Source organism: Frankia alni ACN14a (genome assembly GCF_000058485.1).
Taxonomy (GTDB): domain Bacteria; phylum Actinomycetota; class Actinomycetes; order Frankiales; family Frankiaceae; genus Frankia; species Frankia alni.
The window spans coordinates 4,581,105-4,601,922 of the sequence record NC_008278.1; the positions used below are offsets into that span (position 1 = coordinate 4,581,105).

The window sequence follows — 20,818 nt, forward strand, 5'->3', positions numbered from 1 at the left end:
TCGGGCGCCTGGGCCGGCGGACATGTTCCGCCGCCAGCCGTCAACCAGTGGCACGGCCCGGACCGCTGGGACTGGAACAGGAACAGGCCGGTTCAGAACTGGGACCGCCAGAACTGGGACCGTCAGAACTGGAACCGCCGGAACTGGTGGCGTCAGGACCAGAGCCGTAGGGGCGGATGGTACCCGGACAGGTGGCACCCACAGCCAGGTCCGGGTTGGTACGGCCCGCGGGACCGGGATCAACGGCCGATCGTGATCGTCCGATAGCGCGATAGCACGGAACATCGCCCGGCCGGCCGGCGCCTTTGCGTCGAATCGGCCGGGCGGGTGCCGGCAACACGGCCGGTGAAGGCAACACGGCCGGTGAGAGCAGCCCGTCGGTGAGGGCAACACGGCCGGTGGAAGGCGACCCGCGTCCGTCGGCATGATGTCCGGCCAGCCGAGGTGTTTTCGCGTTTCTCCGCCGACCCCGGGATCGCCGCGCCCGGCTTCGGACGACGACCCCCGACCTGCGTCAGACGAGGCTGCCCACCTCTGCGGCGGCCCGCGCGGCGAGCAGTGTGTTGCGCAGCAGCATGGCGATGGTCATCGGCCCGACGCCGCCGGGGACCGGGGTGAGCCGGCCGGCGACCTCGCGCACGGCGTCGAAGTCGACGTCGCCGCGCAGACCCTGCTCGGTGCGGTGCATGCCGACGTCGATGACGGTCGCTCCGGGCTTCACCGCGTCCGCTCCGATGATCGCCTGCTTCCCGGCTGCGACGACCAGCACGTCCGCGCCACGGCAGACGGCGGCCAGGTCCCGGGTGCGGGAGTGGCAGATCGTGACGGTCGCGTTGCGCCCGACCAGGAGCTGGGCGACCGGGCGGCCGACCAGCTCGGACCGGCCTACGACGACGGTGGGAGCACCGCTGAGCTCCACGTCATAGGCGTCGAGCAGCTCGATGATCCCCGACGGCGTGCAGGGCCGCAGGCCGGGCAGGCCACGGGCTAGCAGGCCGACGCTGGCCGTCGTCAGGCCGTCGACGTCCTTCTCCGGGGGAATCCGGCCGACCAGGGCCGCGCCGTCGAGCCCCTCGGGAACGGGAAGCTGCAGCAGGATCCCGGAGACGGCCGGGTCCGCGGCGAGGGAGTCCAGCAACGCGGCGATCTCGTCCTGGGGGGTGTCGGCGGGCAGGTGCTGGTGCAGGTCCGCCATGCCCGCCTCGACGCAGGACCGACGCTTGCCGCCGATGTAGACCGCGGACGCCGGGTCGTCGCCCACCAGCACCGTCGCGAGGCCCGGCTGGCGGCCCGTGGCCGCGCGGAACTCGGCGACGTCCCGGGCCACGTCCGCCCGCACCCGGGCGGCAACGGCCTTACCATCGATGATCACAGCGCTCATGTCGGCCTTTCGCCCTCACGTTGTCCGGTCGGATCCGCCGTCGCGACCCGGCTCGCCGCCCCGCCGCGCGCCGCGTCACGCGGCCGGCGTCGGCGACGGCCCGACCGAGCACGCTACGCCATCGCGGCCCGGCGTGACCTGCGGGCATCGCCGGCCACCCGTCGAGAGGCCTAGCCTCGACGGGTGGCGGAATCCGTGAGCTTCGATCGCATCGCCGACCGATACGACGCCACCCGGGGCGGTGAGGAGCGGGGCCGGCTCGTTGCCGAGGCGGTCGCCGCGCACCTGCCCGGGCGGCGGTTGCTGGAGATCGGTGTGGGCACGGGACTGATCTCGCACGCCTTCGCCGCGCGGGGCCGGTCGGTGGTCGGCGTCGACCTGTCGGCCCGCATGCTCGCGCAGGCCCGTGGGCGGCTGCCCGGGCGGATCGTCCGCGCCGACGCGGCGGCCCTGCCGTTGCGCACCGCCACCGTGGATGCCTGCCTCGCCGTGCACGTCCTGCATCTCGTCGGGGATCCCGATCGGGTCCTCGCCGAGGTCGCCCGGGTGCTGCGGCCCGGTGGTCGGCTCGCGGTCGTCGGCGCGGGGCAGCACGAGAGGCACAGCGACGTGACCGCCGTGCTGCGAGACCTCGACGAGGCGCTGCGAGCCGAACGACCCCGCCGAGACCGGCCGGAGCTCCTGCTGCCGGCCGCGCAGCGCAGCGGGCTGCGGCTGGTCGAGGAGTTCTCCTTCGCCCGGGAGGAGCGCGAGACGCTCACCCCGGCCGAGGCCCGCGCGCAGATCGAGAGCCGGGTGTGGTCGACCCTGTGGGACCTCTCGGATCGACAGTGGGCGACGATCGTCGAGCCGGCCGTGGCCGCGCTGCGCCGGCTGCCCGACCCCGACCGGCCTCGGCCCGGCGGCCGTAGTTTCCACGCGATGATCCTGCGACTCGCGGACGGCGGCGGCCGGACGGCGGAAGGCGGATCAGGTGCCGAGCGGGCCCGCGGACAGTGACCGCACCATCGGCAGGCTCGGGGCGGCCACCGCCCCGAGCCACAGCCGCACCTCCCGGGCGGTGCACAACCGCACCACCCGGGCCGCGGCACCGTGCGTGTCGAGGGCCCGCAGCAGGCGGACCCGGCTGTCGCGCGGGTAGTTCCACAGCCAGCGCAGGAACGCCAGGTCCAGCTTCTCCGGGCACCCGGGGGCGGCGTCGGGACGGTTGCGCCCACGCCACCGGGCCCACCGGCGCAGTACCCGGGTGATCGTGATTCGCCGCGGCAGGTCGAGGAAGACGATGAGCTCGGCGGCGGGGATGCGCAGGTCCAGCGTGCCGCTGTAGTTGCCGTCCATCACCCACGCGGGCTTCGCGACGAGGCTGGCGACGATCGCGCGCCACTCGTCCACCGGCGTCGCCACCCAGCCGGGCCGCCAGAAGTGCCGGTCGAGGTGCACCGCCGGCAGGCCCGCCTGGCGCGCGAGCTCGCGGGCGAGGGTGCTCTTGCCGGCGCCGCCGCTACCGACGACGAGGACCCGCTGGACGTCGGAGGTCATCGACGGCGGGCCCTGCCTGCCCGTCCCGAGCGCATTCACGACGCCATTGTCCCACCGAGGCGATCGTTCCGCGTGCGGAACGTGCCGCTTCGACCCACCCGTGCCCACCCGGACGGCAGGGCCGCCGACGGTGCAGGAGAGGGAACCGGAGGTGGTCACGGTGAGTGCCGCCCGGACGGTTCAGCCGAGGCCGCGGGAATCCTGCTTGAGCGCCGTGTCGATGGTGAGGGCGGCGGCGACGACCATGCTGTGCAGCGGCTGCGGCAGCGGCCGGTGAAGCTGGACGACGTAGTTGTCGGCCGTGGTGAACATCGCCCGCGCGAGGCCCTCCCAGGTCTTGGTGACCCGGGCGACCTCGACGTCGTTCTGGTCGACGATCGAGAAGTTCCACGCCCGCCAGTTCTCGGCCTTGATCGCGCCGATCGTCGTGCCGCCCGCCTGCAGGTCGAACCGGATCTTGCCGAAGACGTTCTGCTGCGCGATGACGCCGAGCTCGGACCCGTCCGGCAACGAGACGATCACCTTGGACTTGAACACCTTCGCCGGGCGGTGCAGGAGCAGCTGGACGGTACCGGCGGCGTCGCGGACCTCCAGGCGGTGGGAGAAGAACTGGTCCCACGAGGTGAGCACCCGGGCAGCCTTCTTCAGCGCGCTCTGGCCGACCTCGACGACCGAGCCGATCTGTTTGCCGCCCTGGTCGAAGACGGCGTACTCGTTGGTCACTTCAATGATCTTGGACTTCTGGTTGACCACGAGCACGGGCTCGCTGAACAGCGTCCCCCCACCCGGGCCCGCCGGTTGCACCCCGGCCTGCTCCTGGACCTGCCGCTGCACCTGCTCGGCGCTGTGCTTCGTGTACACCGCGCCCGGCTGCACTCCCAGTGGCGCGCCCCACGCCTGCCCCGGAACGGCCGCGGCCTGGTCCTGCCCGTACTGGCCGATCTGCCCGCCGGGGCCGTACTCCCCGCCCTGGCCGTACCCCCCGCCCTGGCCGGGGGGCGGCTGGGTGTGCTCGGTCCACTGGCTTCCGTCCCACCATCGGGATCCGTGCTGCCCGCTCGGATCGGCGTACCAGCCGGGCGGGATGGTTTGCGTCATGGGGTCACTCTGGCATCCTCGGCCGGCGACGGGCCAGGCCCGTGCCGATGTCGGCATCCCGACTGCTCAGGGGCCACGTCGCCGCGGCGCGTCGTCGTCCCACGCCTACCGGGTCACAGCGGCTTCTCGGTGACCAGACCGCCGTCGACATGCAGACGGCGGGTGACCGCGACGGTGTCGAGCATGCGGCGGTCGTGGGTGACGAGCAGCAGCGTGCCGGTGTAGCCGGCGAGCGCCTGTTCGAGCTGTTCGATGGCGGGCAGGTCGAGGTGGTTGGTGGGCTCGTCGAGGACCAGGCAGTTCACTCCGACGGCCTGCAGCAGCGCGAGACCGGCCCGGGTCCGCTCCCCCGGCGACAGCGAGTCGGCGGGGCGGGTCACCTGGTCCGGCCCGAGGCCGAACTTGGCGAACAGGGTGCGGACCTCGGCCGCGGGCCAGGTCGTCGCCCGTTCGGCGACGGCGAGGGCGGTGGTCTCGCCGCGGAACAGGCCCCTGGCCTGGTCGATCTCACCGAGTCGCACACCGGCGCCGAGGGACTGGTTGCCCGCGTCGAGCGGGAGCCTGCCGAGCAGGGCCGAGAGCAGGGTCGTCTTGCCGGCGCCGTTCGGCCCGGTGATGACGATCCTGTCGGCCCAGGCGACGGTGAGGTCGATCGGGCCGACGGTGAAGGTGGGCCGGTGCACGACCGCACCGGTGAGGGTCGCCACGACGTCGCCGGAGCGGGGAGCGGCCGCGATCGACATGCGAAGCTGCCACTCCTTGCGCGGCTCCTCGACCTCCTCCAACCGGTCGAGGCGGGACTCGATCGACCGGACCCGCGCGGCGCTCTTCGTCGCCGCCTCGATGCGCGCGCCCCGGGCGGCCCGGTCGTTGTCGGACATCCGCCGCTTGGCCCGCACAGAGCCTCGCACGGACTGCTCCCGCTGGCGCTGCGCCTGCGCGGTAAGACCGTCACGCTGGTCGGCGTAGTCCTCGTAACGCTCGCGGGCCTGCCGCCGGGAGACCTCGCGGGCCTGCAGGTAGGCTGCCCACCCGCCGGCGAACAGGGCGAGGCCGTGCTTGTGCGGGTCGATCTCGGCGACGCTGTCGATGGTGCGGTCCAGGAACTCGCGGTCGTGGCTGACGACGACGAGCGCACCGGACACGCCGCGGACGAAGCGTTCGAGCCGGTCCAGCCCGTCGAAATCAAGATCGTTGGTGGGCTCGTCGAGCAAGGTGATGTCGAACCGGGACAGCAGGACGCTGGCAAGCGAGCCGCGGGCGGCCTGCCCGCCGGACAGGGCGGTCGTCGGGCTGTCGAGGGCGTCGGCGGGCAGGCCCAGCTCGGCGCAGACCTCCTCGGCGCGGACGTCGAGGTCGGCGGCGCCGAGGGCGAGCCAACGCTCCAACGCGATGCTGTACCGGTCGTCGGCGCCGGGGGCGCCCGCCGACAGCGCCTCCCCGGCGGCGTCGAGTTCCCGCTGCGCGGCGCCGACCCCGGTGCGGCGGGCGAGGAACGCCCGCAGGGTCTCGCCGGGCAGCCGGTCGGGTTCCTGGGGCAGCAGGCCGACGCCCGCGGTCGGCGGCGCGAGATCGACTCGCCCCTCGTCGAAGGGGACCAGGCCGGCAAGGGCTCGCAACAACGTCGACTTTCCGACGCCATTCGGCCCCACCACCCCGAGCCGGTCACCGGGTGCGACGGTGAGCGAGACGCCATCGAGAACGGTCGCCCCACCGCGGGTGACGGTGAGGCCGGAGGCGACGAGAGTTGCAGACACCCGGCCAGTCTCGCGCATAACCGGTGCGCATCGGCCGCCCGCCCGCGCACCGCGGCCACGAGGGCAGCCAGGCCGCGCATCGTCATCACCCGAACCCGGGCAGGGCGAGCTGCTCGTCATGGCAGCTCGGCCCGGCAGGCTCGGCCGGCGCCGCCGGCCCGGCCACCCCGTCAGGCTGCGGCGCGGACCCCGCGAAGTGCCGAACCGGACGCGGCACCGCGGCTCCGATACGGGCCCGCTCGGCGAGCTCCCGCACCTGCGCCGCGATCCGATCCCGGTAGGCTCGCGGCGCGTACGCCCCGGACCCGTAGAGGCGGCGGTACGGGCCAACCAGCGCGGGATGGTGCTCGGCAAGCCAGGCCAGATACCACTCCCGCGCACCGGGCCGCAGGTGCAGCACCAGCGGCGTAACCGACGACGCCCCCGCCTGCGCGATCTGCTCCACCGCCCGGGCGAGCGCCGCCGGGGAGTCCGTGAGATACGGCAGGATCGGCGCCATGAGGACGCCGGTGGGGATCCCGCGCTCGCCCAGCGCCGCGCACGCCTCCAGCCGCCGCCGGGGATGCGGGGTCCCGGGCTCGACGAGCCGCCACAGCTCGTCGTCGACGAAGCCGACGGACAGTGCGACGCCGACCTGGGTCACCTCCGCGGCGGAAGCGAGCAGGTCGAGATCACGCACGATGAGCGAGCCCTTCGTAAGCACCGAGAAGGGGGTGCGCGCGTCACGCAGGGCGGCGAGGACACCCGGCATGAGCCGGTAGCGACCTTCAGCCCGCTGGTAGGGATCGACGTTGGTGCCCATCGCGACGTGCTCACCGCGCCACCGGGGTGCGGCGAGCTCCGCACGCAGCCGCTCGGCGACGTTGACCTTGACGACGATCTGGGTGTCGAAGTCGCGCCCGGTGTCGAGATCGAGGTAGGCGTGGGTGCCCCGGGCGAAGCAGTACCGGCAGGCATGGGAGCAGCCCCGATAGGGGTTCACCGTCCAGCGGAACGCCATCCGCGATGCCGGCGCAACCCGGTTGAGCACGGACCGGGCGTGGATCTCGTGAAAGGTCAGACCGGCGAAGCCGGGGGTGTCGAACGTGCGGGTGACGGCACCCCGGGCGAGCAGCGACGGCGCGCTCGCACCAGCCGCGACGGGCTGCTCGGTGGCGGCGAGCCGGAGGTTGTCCCAACGCATGCCTCATGGGAACATGCGTTCGACAGAATGTCCAGTCCGGGAGACGTCCCGCCCGCGAGAGGGCTGCGGACCGAGTGGGCTGCGACCCTTGGGCCGCGTATGCGGTTGCGATCAGGCCGGTTTGTCTGCGCTGCTTGATCCGGATCGTCGAGGCATGGACGTGGGGACACACCAAGGCCATGGAGGTCGGGGTCGCCTCCGGCGGCGCGGCGCGGCGCGGTTCCGCGGAACACCATGATCACAATGAGTCGGGCTCGGACCGGCCATCCCCGCACCCAACCGATCACACACAGATATGAAGATCGGCCCGTGACAGTCCCGGCCACACGGCGGCCAGCAGATGCTGGAGATTAATCACCGTTCGCCCGGCCCACAACCGTCATCAACCTCCAGCAGTTTCCGACGCAACCGACAGGCACCGGCCATCACGCAGCTCCCCCACATCACCCCTTGATCACAAACAGATACGCGCCCCAGGGCCGGCGGCCCGCACGAGGGCGCCGACCTCGGGCGGGCGGACCTGGGGAAGGCGAGCTCGGGGAGGCTGCGGGGATAGTGAACGGATGCGGCTCAGCGGCCTCGAGGCCCGGAAGCGGTTCGCGGCAGCCCGGGTGGCCCGGCTGGCCACCGCCGGCGCGGACGGTCAGCCGCTCGTGGTTCCCGTGACCTTCGCCGTCGAAGCGGGAAGCACGCCTGACGAAGCGGGAAGCACGCCTGCCGAAGCGGGGGGCGAGCCCCGCGAGCTGGGAAGCGCCGGCGGCGACCGCGGCGGTGCGGGGCCGCCCGCGACGATCGTGACCGTCGTCGACCACAAGCCGAAGAGCACTCGGACCGGGCTGCGACGCCTGCGCGACATCCACGCCAATCCGCTGGTCAGCTTGCTGGTCGACCACTATGACGACGACTGGGCGCGGCTGTGGTGGACCCGGGCCGACGGGCTGGCCAGCATCGTCGAGGTCGGGGATCCGCGGCACGCCGCGGCCGTCGCGGCCCTGTCCGTGCGCTACCGTCAGTATCGACAGGTCCCGCCGACCGGTCCGGCCATCATCGTGGCCGTGACCCGCTGGTCCGGCTGGTCCTATTCCGTGTCTCCCCCGCCCACGTGAACCGCGCCGGGTCCGTCCGTCCCCGCTCCCAGGCCCCGGGAACTCGCCGGCATCAGGCGCGGGGGCGGTCCCAGCCGGCGGGCAGCGCGTCGGGAGTCTGCCAGGACGGGTCCGGGCGGAAGTCGGTCCAGGTGCCGTCGAAGGGGAACGCGCCGGCCTCCACCAGCCGCAGCAGCCGCTCCCCCTCGGACCGCACCGCGTCCGGGTCGGGCACCCAGTAGTGCTCGGGGAAGGCAAGACGCTCCTCCAGCTCGTGTTCGTCCTTCCACTCCCAGGTCCGCTCCGGCGTCACCCACAGGTCGAGGTCATGATCGGTGGTGTCGACGCCGACGAGACCGTCGTGGCGCCAGGCGACGGCGGGCTCCTCCAGGTTGATGTACCAGCGGACGAACCTGCCCTGCCAGTCCCAGAACCACCACACCGAATTGGCTCCCTGCGGCGGGACCAGCATGAAGATGTTCGGCCCGCGCCAGACGGTCGTCGTCATCACCGTCGGCTGGCGGATCCACTCGGCGAAGGGCATGTCCCGCAGCCCGCGGCCGTCCGCGCTGAGTTCGACTGCCATCGGGCAGCCGTGCGGGATCCACAGCCGCAGGCCGCGCTCGTCATGGCCGACAACGTGGCCGGTACGGACGAACACCAGCCGCTTCGTGGTGAACGACCGGTGCACGACCACCTCACCCGGGCGGTACGGCCCGGCCGCCGTCAGGCTCCGGGCGGCCCCCTGTGTTGCCGGGTCCGCAGCGAGGCGGGAGGCCGGGTCGGTCGGAGACCTCCCCGCGGACGAGGCCCCCGCCGGCAGGGGCGGCGGCGAGGCGGGACCGTTGACCGCTGGGCTCTCCGGCATCGTCACCGCCTGACTGTACGGCGAAGGCACGTGCGGGCCGCGACGTGCCGCCCGCCCGCCCGTTCCCGCCGGCGCCACCACGTGCCACGAGCCGCCGCGACGCCCACGCCCGCTCCGACCCCGGTGTTCTGGCGATCCGCCGGTTCTGGACCGGATCTGGTCACCCGCCGCTGGCCCCCCGCCTGGTAGCCGACCCGTCTGCGACGGGCGCGCCGTTCACGAGGAGGTCGGCCCGCCCGGCGACGTCCTCGGCGGCGAAATACCGGTCCTCGTGGCGCGCCCAGCGATCCCAGTGCGGGGCGAAGGTGTGCCCGTCCCGGGCAAGCGCGCGCCGCCGCCGCACCGGCCCCGGCGCCGCGACGCACACCAGCCCGCTGAGCAGGGGTGATGCAGCCCGCGCACCGGCACCGACGCCCTCGACGACGAGAATCGCGGTCGCCGGGTCCAGCGTCTGTCGGGGGCCGTATCGTCCCTCGTGCCAGTCGTAGCGGTGCCAGCATGCCCGCTCCCCGCGGGCAAGCGGGCGCAGGATCCGCGCGACGAGCTGGTCGATGCCGGCGTCGAGCCCGTCCCAGCCGTCGTACAGGTCGTCCATGCGCAGCACGGGCGCGTCAAGGCGCTCGGCGACGGCCCGCGCGAGCGTCGTCTTACCCGCGCCGGAGCGCCCGTCGACGGCGAGCACCCGCGCCTGCCCTGCCCGCGCCCGCCGGCCGACCATCCACTGCGCGATCTGCACCGCCGGGCCCGTCCCGACGCTCCCGTCAGCGCCACCGTCCGCCACGCCGCGCCTCCCCTCCCCGACCGCCTCCCCGCCGGCCCGGGTCGCGTCAGGGGGAAGAGGTTCTCCGGCGGACCGGTGTCCCAGCCGGTATCCCGACCGTCGAGCACAACGTGCACAGAGCACCGCCGTGCGGCCATCCCCGGAGTGTCGATGTGACCGTACCGGCCGGCGGGGTCACGAGCCGGCGTCCGGCCGGCCCGACCAGTCCTCGCGGCTGACGGCGTAGATGGTGTGCGTCTCCTCGTGCAGGTACTCGGCACCCGTCCGGCGCATCCCGAGGCGCTGCGCGACCCGGACCGAACGGAGGTTCGCCGGGACGATGGCCGCGCACACCCGCTCGAGTTCGGGCCGTAGCCGGAGCACCCAGGTGATCGCCGCGGCAGCCGCCTCCACCGCGTATCCACGTCCCCACCAGGGCCGACCGATGTACCAGAGCGCCTCCACGCCCGGCCAGCCCGGCTCGTCCCACAAGCCCGCCCGCCCGACGAGGGTCCCGCTCGCCCGCTCCACCACCGACCAGGGCCCGACCCCGGTGAGCAGCCAGCACCCGAGGCAGCCGGCCATCTGGTGCCACACCGCATCCGGCGACGTGACCGGCCCGCCGACGTGGCGAGCGAACTCGGGGTCGGACCAGATCCGGGTGAACCCGTCGACGTCACCGTTCTCGATCGGCCGCAGAATCAGCCGCGACGTCGTCAGCGTCGGAATGGTCACAGCGGGGTCGTTACGCTCACGGCGTTGATCTGGAACGCCCCTCTGATGTCAGCTTGGGAGTATCGGCACTCCGAGCAATCGACCCGACTCGGACCGCCCTGTGGATAGACGCCGTCACGAACGGCGAAGCGCATCCAGGACCTCGTACGCCGCGTCCAGCTCGTCGTCCGTTGCATCGTGCGGTTCGTAACTCTGACCGCGGATGTAGTCGACAAATTCCGGCTCAGGCGCGATCCCGTACGCGTCAAGGTAGTAGGCGATCCCGTCCGACCAGACCCACGAACCATCGGAACGATAGCTCATCGGCATGACCTCCCCTTTCGAGAGATCGAGCGGATCCGTGGCGAGAGCGGTAGTACGCAGTAGAAACCGAGCACTCCGCAGGAAATGGAGAATGCCTTCCTTCTCCGCCTGGTCGGACACAAGCGCGCGTTGCGAAAAATCAACAGCGCCGTCTACATAGGAGTCATACAGCCGGGCTACGCGCGGACTCCGTCCACGGACTTCAGACATGGTCACTTCCCTGGCCGATCCGGATCGAAGCTGCGCCAGCTGCCCTCTTCGGTGGCCTTCGCACCATACCAGCTTCGTGTCTCGACACTGTCGACCACAGGCACCCCGCGATGGTTGACCCAGACCGGGCCCGTCGGTGCCTCGACCCGCACGCCCAGCTCGTTGGCCAGACCCTGGGCGATCGGCCTTCTTCCCGCTCCCGTGGAGCACGACAGCAGCCGCACGGAGCGGCTCTGCCAGGTTTCGTCGACCCGGATGAGATCGGCGAGATCCGCTGCACCGAGCTTCTCCTCGCCCACCCGGAATCCGGCCGAATTGCCGTGTAGATCTGCCGTATAGAAATCCGGCCGTGGCCTTGTGGTGAGCGCCGATTGGCGCAGCCGCTCGTCGGTCACCTCGAAGAAGGCACGGCCGGCGGGGGTCGGCAGACTCTCGTCGTAGATCTTCCCGAGTCTGCCCTCGAGCCTGGGAGCCTCGCCAGGACTTCTCGCGTCCCGGCTACTCGCACCGTCCGACAGTCCCAGTCCCAGTCCCCTTGGACTTTCCGCGGCTGCCGCCGCAGCACCCCCACGATCGGAGGTCGGACCTACCGGCAACATCCGATCAACCGCTTGATCGAGTTTTGCAAGTTTCTCCTCGATCGCGGAGGCGGCACCCGCCGACCTTGAGGAGGGCGGCTCCGGTGAACCGGCACGTACATCTCTTTGCCGGGCCGGGTGCTCACGTGCATCCAGCCTGGAGTCGATCCGTGCTCGGTCACCTGACGGGGCCGCCGGCGAGCCAGGGCCTCCTTCACCGCCAGCCCGCGCCGCCGAACTGTCCAGCAGGCCGAGTTTCCTCTCGATCTCGGCCGCCGACGATGGTGAATGGCCGGAGTCCCTCCGGCCTGCCGGCGCCCCGACGTCCAGTAACCCTTCATCACGGGCCATCGGCACTCACCGCACCAGTATTGCCGCTCGTGCCCTTCCACTGCCAGGCAGATCGGATGGGAAGGCCAGGGCTACTTGCGGAGGACAAGCCGCCCACAGTGCCGTGCCGCGGCTGGCCAGCCCGACGAGGGTGGATCCCGCGACACGGCACAGTCTTGCCTGATCACTACTTCGTCCCCCGGCCCCACCGTCCCTCGCAGCCGCCGGCGATCACGCCGGTGTCCTCAGTACAGGAACAAGGGCGGACTGTCAGCCGGCGGGCTGGAGGGACCAGCCGCGGTCCTCCTCGAAGTTCGGCGACAGGGCTACCAGCGGCGGGAAGATCAGTGCCGGGTGTAGTCCGAGGGTGAGGTCGTTCTCGACGACGCCGATGGTCACCGTGCCCGGCCGCGGGCCGTCGACGATCCGCCATTCACGGGCCTCCGGGAGGGGGCGGACCCGCTCGAAGACGTCCGGGGAGCCGTCGAAGCCGACGAAGAGCGGCGCGGAGGTCTGCCGGATCGTGTAGGTGTTGTTGCCGTTGCTGCCGTTTCCGGTCTGCTGGATCTCCCATTCCTGCCCGGGGCCCTCGCCCGGCAGGAGGAAGATGTTGTTGCGGTCGGGCGCGCTCAGAGTCAGGTTCTCCCGGCCGTCGATGCGGATCCGGTACACGCCGTCAGCGATCTTTCCCACGGTCAACCCCGTTTCTGGTCGTCAAACAGCCGGACGTGACACGGCCGGCTTCGGGCGAGATGATGCCACGCCGCGGCGGGATCTCCCCTTTCGCGGCCGATACCGGCATGGTGCCGGTGTGGCGGGTGCTGCGACGCGCTCGGGCAGGTGGATGCGCGGTGAAACAGGAGGTTCGGAGGTGAGGTGCGCGGCCCGTGGCGCCGGCCACCATCATGCCCGTGCACGGTCCGGCAGGTCGTGCGCGCCACACCCGGATTCCGCGAGTACGCGAATTGACCACGACCGGGTTTTCTCGTCGCTCTCGTACTGGCCCGTCCCCCGATCCCGCCGCTTCCCGTCCTTGCGGGGAAGATCGATGATGAGGTCGAGGCCGTCCGTTGAGCCACACGACGAGATCACGCATGGGCGATGAGGTATTTCCACCGGGCTCGCGGAGGGAAAACCACCAGGCGAAGGCGGTGAATGCGCCGCAAGACACTCTGGCCGACTACGCCGCGGACGACCAGGGCGGGTCATCCACGGCGCGGGCGGCCGGTCCGCAGCAGCCGGCCGCACGTCCGGTCGGTCGGTCGGTCGGTCGGCCGGTCAGTCAGTCAGTCAGTCAGTCAGAACTCCCGAGGGGCCCCGGGTGGGACGGTCGTGGCTAGTCGATTTTCTCGAAGCTCCAGCCCTTGTCCTCGCCGAAGGACGGCGAGAGCGCGATCAGCGGCGGGAAGACGAGCGCCGGGTGCAGCCCCAGCGTCAGCCCACTGTCCGGCGCGCCGATGGTGAAGGTTCCGGACTGCGGGCCGTCGATGATCCGCCATTCGCTCGGCTGGCCGGACACCCGAACGCGTTCGAAGGTCTCCGGCTCGCCGTCGAAGCCGAGAAAGTGCGACGAGTCCGCCGGACGGATCACCCAGGTCTCCTTCTCCGTCTTCTGGACGTGCCATGCCTGCCGGTCGGTACGCTCCGGCAGAAGAACGGCATCACCGCCACCGAAGGCGGTCAGGATCTGCCGCCCGTCAAGCGTGATGCGATAAACACCGTCGCCGACACCTGCCATGCTCCACCCCGTTTCCTGGTGCGCGGACAAACCAACCGACAAGCGTCGAGGTTCCTCGCGAGAATCACCATTGATGTCAAATCGATTGTTCGTGGGTGGGATCCCGCCGTCAACCTGAATGAGGATTTCAGATCGGATCCGTGACGGACACGTCGAGATCCTTCACGAACACCAGGGATAACCCGGGCGAAAAAGCTCCACACTTCCTGCCCGACGGCGGCAGAACATGGCAGGTGCGCCGAGCAGGTGACGAATTCCCCCAAACACCCCGTCGCCGTCAGCCGGGCGGATCCTGGGCTCGGTCGTCGAACGGACCGGGCGGGTAGATCGCTCGCAACCGCCCGTCGAAGTCCTCGGCAGGGTTCCAGCGGTGCAGGAAGGGTCCGAGATCGCGGGCGAGAAGGTTCCGGCGGGCGTCGCCCGGCGTCGGTAGCACGCAGGCGGCGAGCGCCCGGGGCCGGAACTGACAACGTGTGCCGGCGCGGACGAGCAGCTGCCAGAGTTCCTCGCCGAGCAGGGCCCGCATTCCCCGCCGGACAGGTCGGATGACATCGGACATTCCGCAGGGTTATCGCAGCCGACGAGACCGACGCCGAACCGAGAACGGATTCGGGTGACTGCCGTGACGCATTGCACCGGTATGAGACGAAGATCCTCATTGACGTCGCTGTCGCGCCGTCTGAGCGCCGTCGCGGCGGCCGTTGGCGAGGATGTGCCGCAGCTCAGTGGCGGTTCGCCGGCCTCGGAAACGCCGTCAGCCGCCAGCAGTGCGCCGCGCGAGCACGAGCCATCCAGCGCCTCGGGCGCTGCCACGGCAGGGACGAGCTCAGGGACTCGACCGGCAACCGGTGTCCCGCCGGTGACGGGGGCTCGGTCGGCGACATGGACCCCGCCGGCGACGCGAACCCGGGCGGCGACGGGGACCCGGGCGAGGTCGCCGACTGCGATGCGGACAGCGCGTGAGCGGGTGCCGGTGCGGGTGCGGGTGCGTGCATGGGCGCCGGTGCCGCTGCGGCGCGGGCGGCGCGGCGGCGCAGGGCGGGGATGACGGCGGCGAGTGCGCCGAGAGCGAGGGCGGCGGTGTGGCCGATCCCGTCGAGCTCGCCGTCGGTCACCCCGTACATCATCGCGGGGGCGACGGCGACGAGCGTGGCGCCGGCGACCGTGCGCAGCCGGCGGGGGGTGGGCAGCGCGACCAGGGCGGCCAGCGCCGCACCGGCGGCGTAGCTCGGGCCGACGTCGAGCACGTGCAGCGCGCTGGACGGCAGGTCACCGGTGACGACCCGAAGCCCCAGGATCCCCTCGGAGATCAGCGTCGCCGCGGTGTGGCCGCCGAACGCGACCGCGAGCGCCGCGACGCTTCCGACCGTCGCCTCCAACCCGCCGACGGCCAGGGCGGCGAACGCCAGCCACGGCGCCACCGGCCCGTCGGTCACCCAGGGGATGCTGCCGACGAGGACTCCGACAGGATGGTGCAGCATCTGGTGCAACGTCGTGCTCGTCGCCCACTGCCAGCGGGTGGCACGATGCGGGTCGACTCCGCGCAGCACCCTCGCCGCGAGGAGCAGGGTGAGCAGGGCGGTCGTCACCGGGAAGCGCCGCGGCGAAGCGTGCAGCCACGACAGCGCCGCCCTCGCCGCAGTCCGGTGGTCGGCCGAACCCTCGCGCGACGACGCCTTGCGCGACGACGACGCCTTGCGCGACGGCAGGGCGGCGGCGCGCGGCGAGGCGGTGGTCAGGTACGCGGCGTCGCGGCGCCCACCCGGCAGCATCACCGAACACCCCCGCCCCACGAGGATCACTGTCACCGTCATGACATCGTGACCTCCCGGGGCATTCCCTGCCACCCGTCGCGGCAGCGTGGATGTGCCCATCGCCACATCCACCCGCGGCGGGCCGGGTCAGGCCGCCGCGGGGACCCCGGTGCCCGGGCGGAGTGCCGCACGCGCCGCCGGCAGCCCGACGGGGACGCCGGACGCCGGCGCGAGCGCCCAGGCCAGGCCGTCGCGCAGCGCCGGGCGCCAGACGCCGAAATCGTGCGCGCCGGGGCGAAGCCGCAGGCGGACGGTGAATCCCGGCCGCGCGCCCAGGATCGACGCCATCGCCCGGGTGTCCCCCAGCGCCTCGTGGTCGCCGAGGCCGCAGTCGAACCAGATGCGCATCGGCGGGTCCGGCGCCAGGGTGGCGGCGTAGCGGGCGGGGGTGTTCGCCTCGACGACCTGGGCGAGGTCGAGACGGTGGCCGAACAGCCCGACCATGCCCCCGTCGTGGGTGGGCCGGTCCATGCCGGACATGTCGACGATCGTTCCGACCAGGTCACGATGGCGCAGGCCGAGGTTCAACGCGCAGAAGCCGCCGGCGGACATGCCGGCGAAGACCCGGTCGGCGCGGTCGGGCAGGGCACGCAGCCGGGCGTCGACCGTCGGGATCACGTCGTCGACGACGTAGGTCTCGATGTGCTCGCCGGGCCGGTCGACGCATTCGCTGTCGTCGAGCCAGCCGTGGCTCAGCCGCGGGGCGACGAGGATCACCGGCCGGTGGTCGTCCGCGAGCCAGGCGCCGGTCTGCGCGGCCCGGTTCGCCCGGTACCAGTCGACCGGCACCCCCGGCGAACCGTGCAGCAGGTAGACCACCGGAAAGCGGGCGTGCGGCTCGGTGAAGTACTGCGGCGGCAGGTAGACCAGCGCCTGCTGGACCCCGAAGCCGCTACGGACCCCGGGCACCGGCAGGTCGACGACCGAACCGTGCGGATGGGTCCGCGCCGGTGTGGCGGTGACCGCGTCGTGGGTCGACGCGGTCGGCCAGGACCTGACCCCGATCACGTCGTCGACCCGCGGCAGGTACCCGTAGTGGGCGTTGACGAGGTCCGCGGCGGTGGCGAGGGTGAGCACGACGGCGACCCCCGCCATCCCGGCCGTGACGGCCCGCCGTCCGCGCCGCGCGAACCGCAGGCAGCCCACCCAGGCCGCCAGCGTCGCGCCCGCGAACGCCAACAGGAACCACTTCCCAATGATGACCAAGGAGCCCACACCACACCCCCGCAGCGCCGTCCGAGTCCGCCCGCAGTCCGTGTCCGAGTCCGCTCACCGGCGGGGTCAGGGGGCGCCCGACGCCTGCGTCGGTTCCTCCTCGGGCAGGTGGGGCTCGCGGCCGGGGCGGCGGGCGGCGGCGAGCAGCGCGCCGGGGCGAGGAAGGTGGTCGCGCCAGCGGGGCCAGACGAGGAACGCCTCGGCCTCGAGCATCGCCAGGGCGATCCGCGGCAGTTCGGCGGTCGACGGATAGCACACGAACCGGGGCTGCCAGGTGGGCTGGAACTTGGCGTTGAACCGGTAGAGGCTGTCGATCTGGAACCAGCGCGACAGGAACATCAGCGTGCCGCGCCAGGAGCGGACCACCGGCCCGGCGCCGAGGCGCTCGCCGCGTTCGAGGGCAGAGCGGAAGAACGCAAAGTTCAACGACACCCGCGCCACGCCGAGCTGCGGCGCCTGGCGCAGGGTGCTGACGATGAGGAACTCGTTCAGGCCGTTGTCGGCCGCACGGTCGCGCCGCATGGCGTCGAGGGACAGCCCGTCACGCCCCCACGGCACGAAGTGCAGCAGCGCGCGCAGCCGCGGCTCGGCGTCGGACGAAATCCCTGCGGCGGACGGAATCCCTACGGCGGACGCCGATCCGTCGGGCGCGGCCCCGGTGCCGGCGTCCCGCGCCGGGCTCTCGTAGGCGAGGACGACGACGCAGTCGCCGTCCTCGCCGTCGCCCAGGCGGCCGAGTGCCATCGAGAAGCCGCGTTCGGTCTCGCTGCCGCGCCATGCCGCCGCCTGGGCCTTCAGCCGCGCGACGTCGGGCGGCGCGAGATCGCGAACCCGACGGGCGACGGCCGTGTACCCGGCGCGTTCCACCCGCGCGACGGCCTGGCGGACGTTGCGCATCGCCCGACCGTCCAGAGTGAACGTGGCGGCGTCGACCACAGCCTCGTCGCCGAACTCCAGCGCGGTCAGTCCGGCGCGGGTCCACGCCGTGCCGCCGGCCTCCGAGCAGCCGATCACCGCCGGGGTCCAGGCGTGGTCGGCAGCCTCGCGCAGGAACTCGCGGATCGCCCCCGGCCATGCCTCCCGGTCCCCGAGCGGATCGCCGCTGGCGAGCATCACGCCGGAGACCACCCGATAGGCCACGCACGCCTTGCCGGACGGCGACCAGATCACCGACTTGTCGGAACGCAGCACGAAGTAGCCGAGCGAGTCGGCGTCACCGTGCCGAGCGAGCAACGCCCGCACCCGCGCCCGGTCCTCCTCGGTCAGCCGCGGCCGCGGCTGGGGTGGACGCAGCGCCAGGTAGCCGGTGGTGCCGATGGTCACCACGCCCAGGGTGAGCAGCACCCGGTCGGCGAGGTCGGCGAACCGGTCGGAGGTGAAGTGCAGGGGGCCGGGGACCCCGACGAGCCCGAGCACGATCTGTTCTAGCTGGGCCGACCAGGCGTGCGGGCCGGCGATGCGGTGCTCGCGCAGGTGCAGCAGCAGGAAGCCGATCACGATCGAGACGGCGGTGAGCAGCAGGCCGACACCAAGGGCCCGCCAGCGGGTCGTCGGGTCGCCCTTGGCCCGAAACTCCCCGCGCACCAGCACGAGCGCGCCGAACAGGGCCGCCGACGCCGACGCCTCGTCGTAGTCGAGCCCCTTGGCGACGTGCAGCAGGACGCTCAACCCGAGCAGGACGACGACGGCCCGCCACGCCCGCCGCTTGCGCCGACGCAACCCGGCGGCGAGCAGGACCAGCAGCATGCCGACGACGACGGTGAAGGCCGCCGCCTGCCGGGACGCAGCCGCCGGCAGCAGAACCCGCAGGTCCGCCAGGCGGGACCGCCATTCGGGGGTCAGCGCGGACACCACGTCGGCCAGCCCGACGGCCAGGGTGAGCAGCGCCGCGACCCGCGGCACCCACGGCCGACCCCACGCTGGCAGGCCCGGACGCCGGCGCCCGCGGGCGTCGCGCGGACCCGGCCGGAGGGCGCCGGGCCCGCCGCCGGTCTCGCCGGCGGCGTCCGGGCCCGGGTGGACCCCACGGGCCACGACCGACCCGGGCACTCGGGCGGTGAAGGGCGCGCGCCCCCGCGCACGCCGCCGACCGAGTTCCGTGCCGGGTCCGGCCCCGCTGGAGCTACTCATGTATGGCATCGTCCCCCGAGGTCACGACAGCGATGGCAGATGGTCCGCCGAGACGATAAACCGCCGCTCGATCGCTCCCGCGACGAACCACCCGAACGTGACCGTCCGGTACGCAAAAGCCGGCAGGACGGCGTCGCAGACCTGCGGCTCCCGCGACCGGGGTAGCGCCGACATCACCCACCGTGCCCCCAATACGGGGTGGAACGCACCACTACCGACCAAGGTGCACGCATCGCGGTCACCCGGCACGGATCCGCACTCCTGCCGCCCGGGTGTCCCGTGGTGTGCTGTTCGGCACCCCGCCGGCACGGGTCACGCAGGGCGCGGGAACGGGGGGCACCGCAGCGACGCCGGAGACGGAGCGACGGGGGAGACGGATGGCCCGGTCAACGACGGAGCACGGGAGCGGATCGCCGTGCGGGTGATCTCGATCGTGAACTACAAGGGCGGTGTCGGGAAGACCACGCTGACCGCGAACATCGGCGCCCAGATCGCCGCCTGGGGGAAGCGGGTCCTGCTCCTCGACCTGGATCCGCAGGCCAGCCTGACCTTTTCGTTCTACCGACCCGAGCAGTGGCGGGCGGCCCTCGCCGACAACCGGACGATCAAGCAGTGGTTCGAGGCGTGGCGGATGGACGGCCCGGTACCGCCGTTCGCCCCACTGATCACGTCGCCGGCGGTGGTGAACTCCCGCATCGCGCAGGGCAGCGGGGCGCTCGACCTGATCGCCTCTCATCTCTCCCTCGGCGACGTCGAGATGAACCTCGCCGCGCGCCTCGGGGGCGCGCAGGCGCATCGCTCGACCCGCCACTACTTCGACGTCTACCTGCGCCTCGCCGCCGGGCTGGCGACTCTGCCCTCAACCGCCTACGACCTGGTCCTGCTGGACTGCCCGCCGAACTTCGGTGTCATCACCCGCGCGGCGGTCGCGGCCAGCGACCAGCTGCTGATCCCCGCACGCCCGGACGAGCTGTCGACCCTGGGCATCGAACACCTGCAGTCCCGGCTGCGCCGGTTCATCTGGGAGTTCAACCGGATCGTCGACCTGCAGTCGGACCTGCATCCGGCGGTGAAGAAGCTGGAGCCGATCATCCTCGGGGTCGTCTTCACGATGGTGCAGTACTACTCGGGCAAGCCGATCGCGGCCCTGCGCCCCTACATCGCGCAGACCCGGCAGCTCGGGCTGCCGGTCTTCGAGGCGATGGTCCGCGAGAGCAACCACCACTTCGCCGGGGCGGCGCGCACCCAGCTTCCCGTCATCCTCTCCGACCAGGTCACCCCCGCTCTCGCCTGGGAGCTGCACCGCCTCGTCGAGGAGTTCCTCAAGCGAATCAGGACGCCTGCGCCGTGACCAACATCCGCAACGCCCCCGGATCAGCCGGAGCAGCCGGAGCAGCCCCCGAAGCCCTGAACGCCCTCGGGTCCGTCGGGATCCCGGAAGCCGCCCGGCTGAGCACGCTGCTCCTGCGCCAGCTCGCCGACCTGGTGGCCGGACTCGACGACCACCAGGTCGGCGCGCTGCTGGCCGGCCGGGCGCGGCTGACCATCGTGGCCGCGCCCGGCCCCCGGGCGGCGGATCCCGCCGCCGACCCGGCCGTGTCCTCTCCCGCGGCGCTCCGCGACACCGCTGCGCGGCGCACCGCCGCACCGTTGTCCGCCGCACCGTTGTCCGTCCCCCCGGCGAAGGCGAAGACCGGCCCAACAGCCAGGACCGGCCCGAAGACGAGGACCGGCCCGAAGACCGAGGCGCCGGTCTCGGTGGACGTCGAGGCGCTGCGGGCGGCGCTGCTCGGCGCGGCGAGCCGGGAGGAGGCCGCCGAGCACCTGGCCGCCCTCGGCCGGGTGTCGGTGCCGCAGCTTCGGGCGCTGGCCGGCGCCCTCGGCGTCGACGGGGTCGGCGGAAAGGACCCGAAGACAACCGTCATCCGCAAGATCGTCGACGGCACCGTCGGCTTCCGGCTCAGCTCACAGGCGATGCGGAGCGAGGAGGCCGACCTCTAGCACGGCGGCCGGCGCCTGAGCAGGGAGACCGACCTCCCCCGAGCGAGGGGGCCGACCCCTGGCCAAGGAAGGCGGCCTCGGAGACCCACGCCG

General features: G+C 72.5%; 20 protein-coding genes. 4 read left to right on the forward strand and 16 right to left on the reverse strand.

Going from position 1 to position 20,818, the window contains the following annotated elements; genetic code table 11:
* Window positions 1-514: 514 nt before the first annotated feature.
* Window positions 515-1,381: a bifunctional methylenetetrahydrofolate dehydrogenase/methenyltetrahydrofolate cyclohydrolase FolD gene (gene folD, locus FRAAL_RS18430; RefSeq protein ID WP_011605343.1), complete on the reverse strand. Its 867-nt coding sequence runs from the start codon at window positions 1,379-1,381 to the stop codon at window positions 515-517.
* Between the two features lie 183 nt (window positions 1,382-1,564).
* Here folD and FRAAL_RS18435 point away from each other — a divergent pair, with 183 nt between their 5' ends.
* Window positions 1,565-2,380 carry a class I SAM-dependent methyltransferase gene (locus tag FRAAL_RS18435; protein WP_011605344.1) on the forward strand — a complete coding sequence of 272 codons (816 nt, stop codon included), beginning with the start codon at window positions 1,565-1,567 and terminating at the stop codon, window positions 2,378-2,380.
* Here FRAAL_RS18435 and FRAAL_RS18440 read toward each other — a convergent pair.
* The 4 genes from FRAAL_RS18440 to FRAAL_RS18455 all read right to left on the reverse strand — a co-directional run bounded on the left by FRAAL_RS18440 (window position 2,351) and on the right by FRAAL_RS18455 (window position 6,958).
* Window positions 2,351-2,959, reverse strand: a complete 609-nt coding sequence (locus FRAAL_RS18440) for a P-loop NTPase family protein (RefSeq protein ID WP_011605345.1) — start codon at window positions 2,957-2,959, stop codon at window positions 2,351-2,353. The genes FRAAL_RS18435 and FRAAL_RS18440 overlap by 30 nt on opposite strands.
* A gap of 141 nt (window positions 2,960-3,100) precedes the next feature.
* Window positions 3,101-4,018, reverse strand: coding sequence for an LURP-one-related family protein (locus FRAAL_RS18445; protein ID WP_011605346.1), 918 nt, complete (start codon window positions 4,016-4,018; stop codon window positions 3,101-3,103).
* A gap of 113 nt (window positions 4,019-4,131) precedes the next feature.
* Window positions 4,132-5,775, reverse strand: a complete 1,644-nt coding sequence (locus FRAAL_RS18450; RefSeq protein WP_011605347.1) for an ABC-F family ATP-binding cassette domain-containing protein — start codon at window positions 5,773-5,775, stop codon at window positions 4,132-4,134.
* 85 nt (window positions 5,776-5,860) lie between these two features.
* On the reverse strand, window positions 5,861-6,958 hold the full coding sequence (locus FRAAL_RS18455; protein WP_011605348.1) for an Rv2578c family radical SAM protein: 1,098 nt from the start codon (window positions 6,956-6,958) through the stop codon (window positions 5,861-5,863).
* 563 nt (window positions 6,959-7,521) lie between these two features.
* Between FRAAL_RS18455 and FRAAL_RS18460 the strand changes: the two genes are divergently transcribed.
* Window positions 7,522-8,064 carry a TIGR03668 family PPOX class F420-dependent oxidoreductase gene (locus tag FRAAL_RS18460; RefSeq protein WP_011605349.1) on the forward strand — a complete coding sequence of 181 codons (543 nt, stop codon included), beginning with the start codon at window positions 7,522-7,524 and terminating at the stop codon, window positions 8,062-8,064.
* Window positions 8,065-8,116: 52 nt separating this feature from the next.
* Here FRAAL_RS18460 and FRAAL_RS18465 read toward each other — a convergent pair whose 3' ends face one another.
* From FRAAL_RS18465 to FRAAL_RS18515, 11 genes are all read right to left on the reverse strand, one after another.
* Window positions 8,117-8,911: a ribonuclease FAU-1 family protein gene (locus FRAAL_RS18465; protein WP_157892138.1), complete on the reverse strand. Its 795-nt coding sequence runs from the start codon at window positions 8,909-8,911 to the stop codon at window positions 8,117-8,119.
* A 160-nt stretch (window positions 8,912-9,071) separates the two neighbouring features.
* On the reverse strand, window positions 9,072-9,692 hold the full coding sequence (locus FRAAL_RS18470; protein ID WP_157734420.1) for a nucleoside/nucleotide kinase family protein: 621 nt from the start codon (window positions 9,690-9,692) through the stop codon (window positions 9,072-9,074).
* Between the two features lie 174 nt (window positions 9,693-9,866).
* Window positions 9,867-10,406 (reverse strand): GNAT family N-acetyltransferase, encoded by a 540-nt coding sequence (locus FRAAL_RS18475; RefSeq protein WP_011605352.1) that lies wholly within the window; start codon window positions 10,404-10,406, stop codon window positions 9,867-9,869.
* A 114-nt stretch (window positions 10,407-10,520) separates the two neighbouring features.
* On the reverse strand, window positions 10,521-10,919 hold the full coding sequence (locus tag FRAAL_RS18480) for a hypothetical protein (protein ID WP_063822721.1): 399 nt from the start codon (window positions 10,917-10,919) through the stop codon (window positions 10,521-10,523).
* Window positions 10,920-10,921: 2 nt separating this feature from the next.
* Window positions 10,922-11,314 carry a DUF8616 domain-containing protein gene (locus tag FRAAL_RS18485; RefSeq protein ID WP_157892139.1) on the reverse strand — a complete coding sequence of 131 codons (393 nt, stop codon included), beginning with the start codon at window positions 11,312-11,314 and terminating at the stop codon, window positions 10,922-10,924.
* 783 nt (window positions 11,315-12,097) lie between these two features.
* Window positions 12,098-12,520, reverse strand: coding sequence for a ricin-type beta-trefoil lectin domain protein (locus tag FRAAL_RS18490; RefSeq protein WP_041939471.1), 423 nt, complete (start codon window positions 12,518-12,520; stop codon window positions 12,098-12,100).
* Between the two features lie 643 nt (window positions 12,521-13,163).
* Window positions 13,164-13,565 (reverse strand): ricin-type beta-trefoil lectin domain protein, encoded by a 402-nt coding sequence (locus tag FRAAL_RS18495; protein ID WP_011605358.1) that lies wholly within the window; start codon window positions 13,563-13,565, stop codon window positions 13,164-13,166.
* Between the two features lie 277 nt (window positions 13,566-13,842).
* Window positions 13,843-14,124, reverse strand: coding sequence for a hypothetical protein (locus FRAAL_RS18500; protein ID WP_157734419.1), 282 nt, complete (start codon window positions 14,122-14,124; stop codon window positions 13,843-13,845).
* A gap of 163 nt (window positions 14,125-14,287) precedes the next feature.
* On the reverse strand, window positions 14,288-15,379 hold the full coding sequence (locus FRAAL_RS18505; RefSeq protein WP_041939472.1) for a rhomboid-like protein: 1,092 nt from the start codon (window positions 15,377-15,379) through the stop codon (window positions 14,288-14,290).
* An 87-nt stretch (window positions 15,380-15,466) separates the two neighbouring features.
* Window positions 15,467-16,594 carry an alpha/beta hydrolase gene (locus FRAAL_RS18510; protein WP_011605361.1) on the reverse strand — a complete coding sequence of 376 codons (1,128 nt, stop codon included), beginning with the start codon at window positions 16,592-16,594 and terminating at the stop codon, window positions 15,467-15,469.
* A 66-nt stretch (window positions 16,595-16,660) separates the two neighbouring features.
* Complete coding sequence (locus FRAAL_RS18515; RefSeq protein ID WP_231861076.1) at window positions 16,661-18,724, reverse strand: phosphatidylglycerol lysyltransferase domain-containing protein; 2,064 nt, start codon at window positions 18,722-18,724, stop codon at window positions 16,661-16,663.
* Window positions 18,725-19,139: 415 nt separating this feature from the next.
* Here FRAAL_RS18515 and FRAAL_RS18520 point away from each other — a divergent pair, with 415 nt between their 5' ends.
* Window positions 19,140-20,075 (forward strand): ParA family protein, encoded by a 936-nt coding sequence (locus FRAAL_RS18520; RefSeq protein ID WP_011605364.1) that lies wholly within the window; start codon window positions 19,140-19,142, stop codon window positions 20,073-20,075.
* Window positions 20,072-20,725, forward strand: a complete 654-nt coding sequence (locus FRAAL_RS18525) for a hypothetical protein (RefSeq protein ID WP_011605365.1) — start codon at window positions 20,072-20,074, stop codon at window positions 20,723-20,725. The genes FRAAL_RS18520 and FRAAL_RS18525 overlap by 4 nt, the downstream gene beginning before the upstream one ends.
* Window positions 20,726-20,818 lie beyond the last annotated feature (93 nt).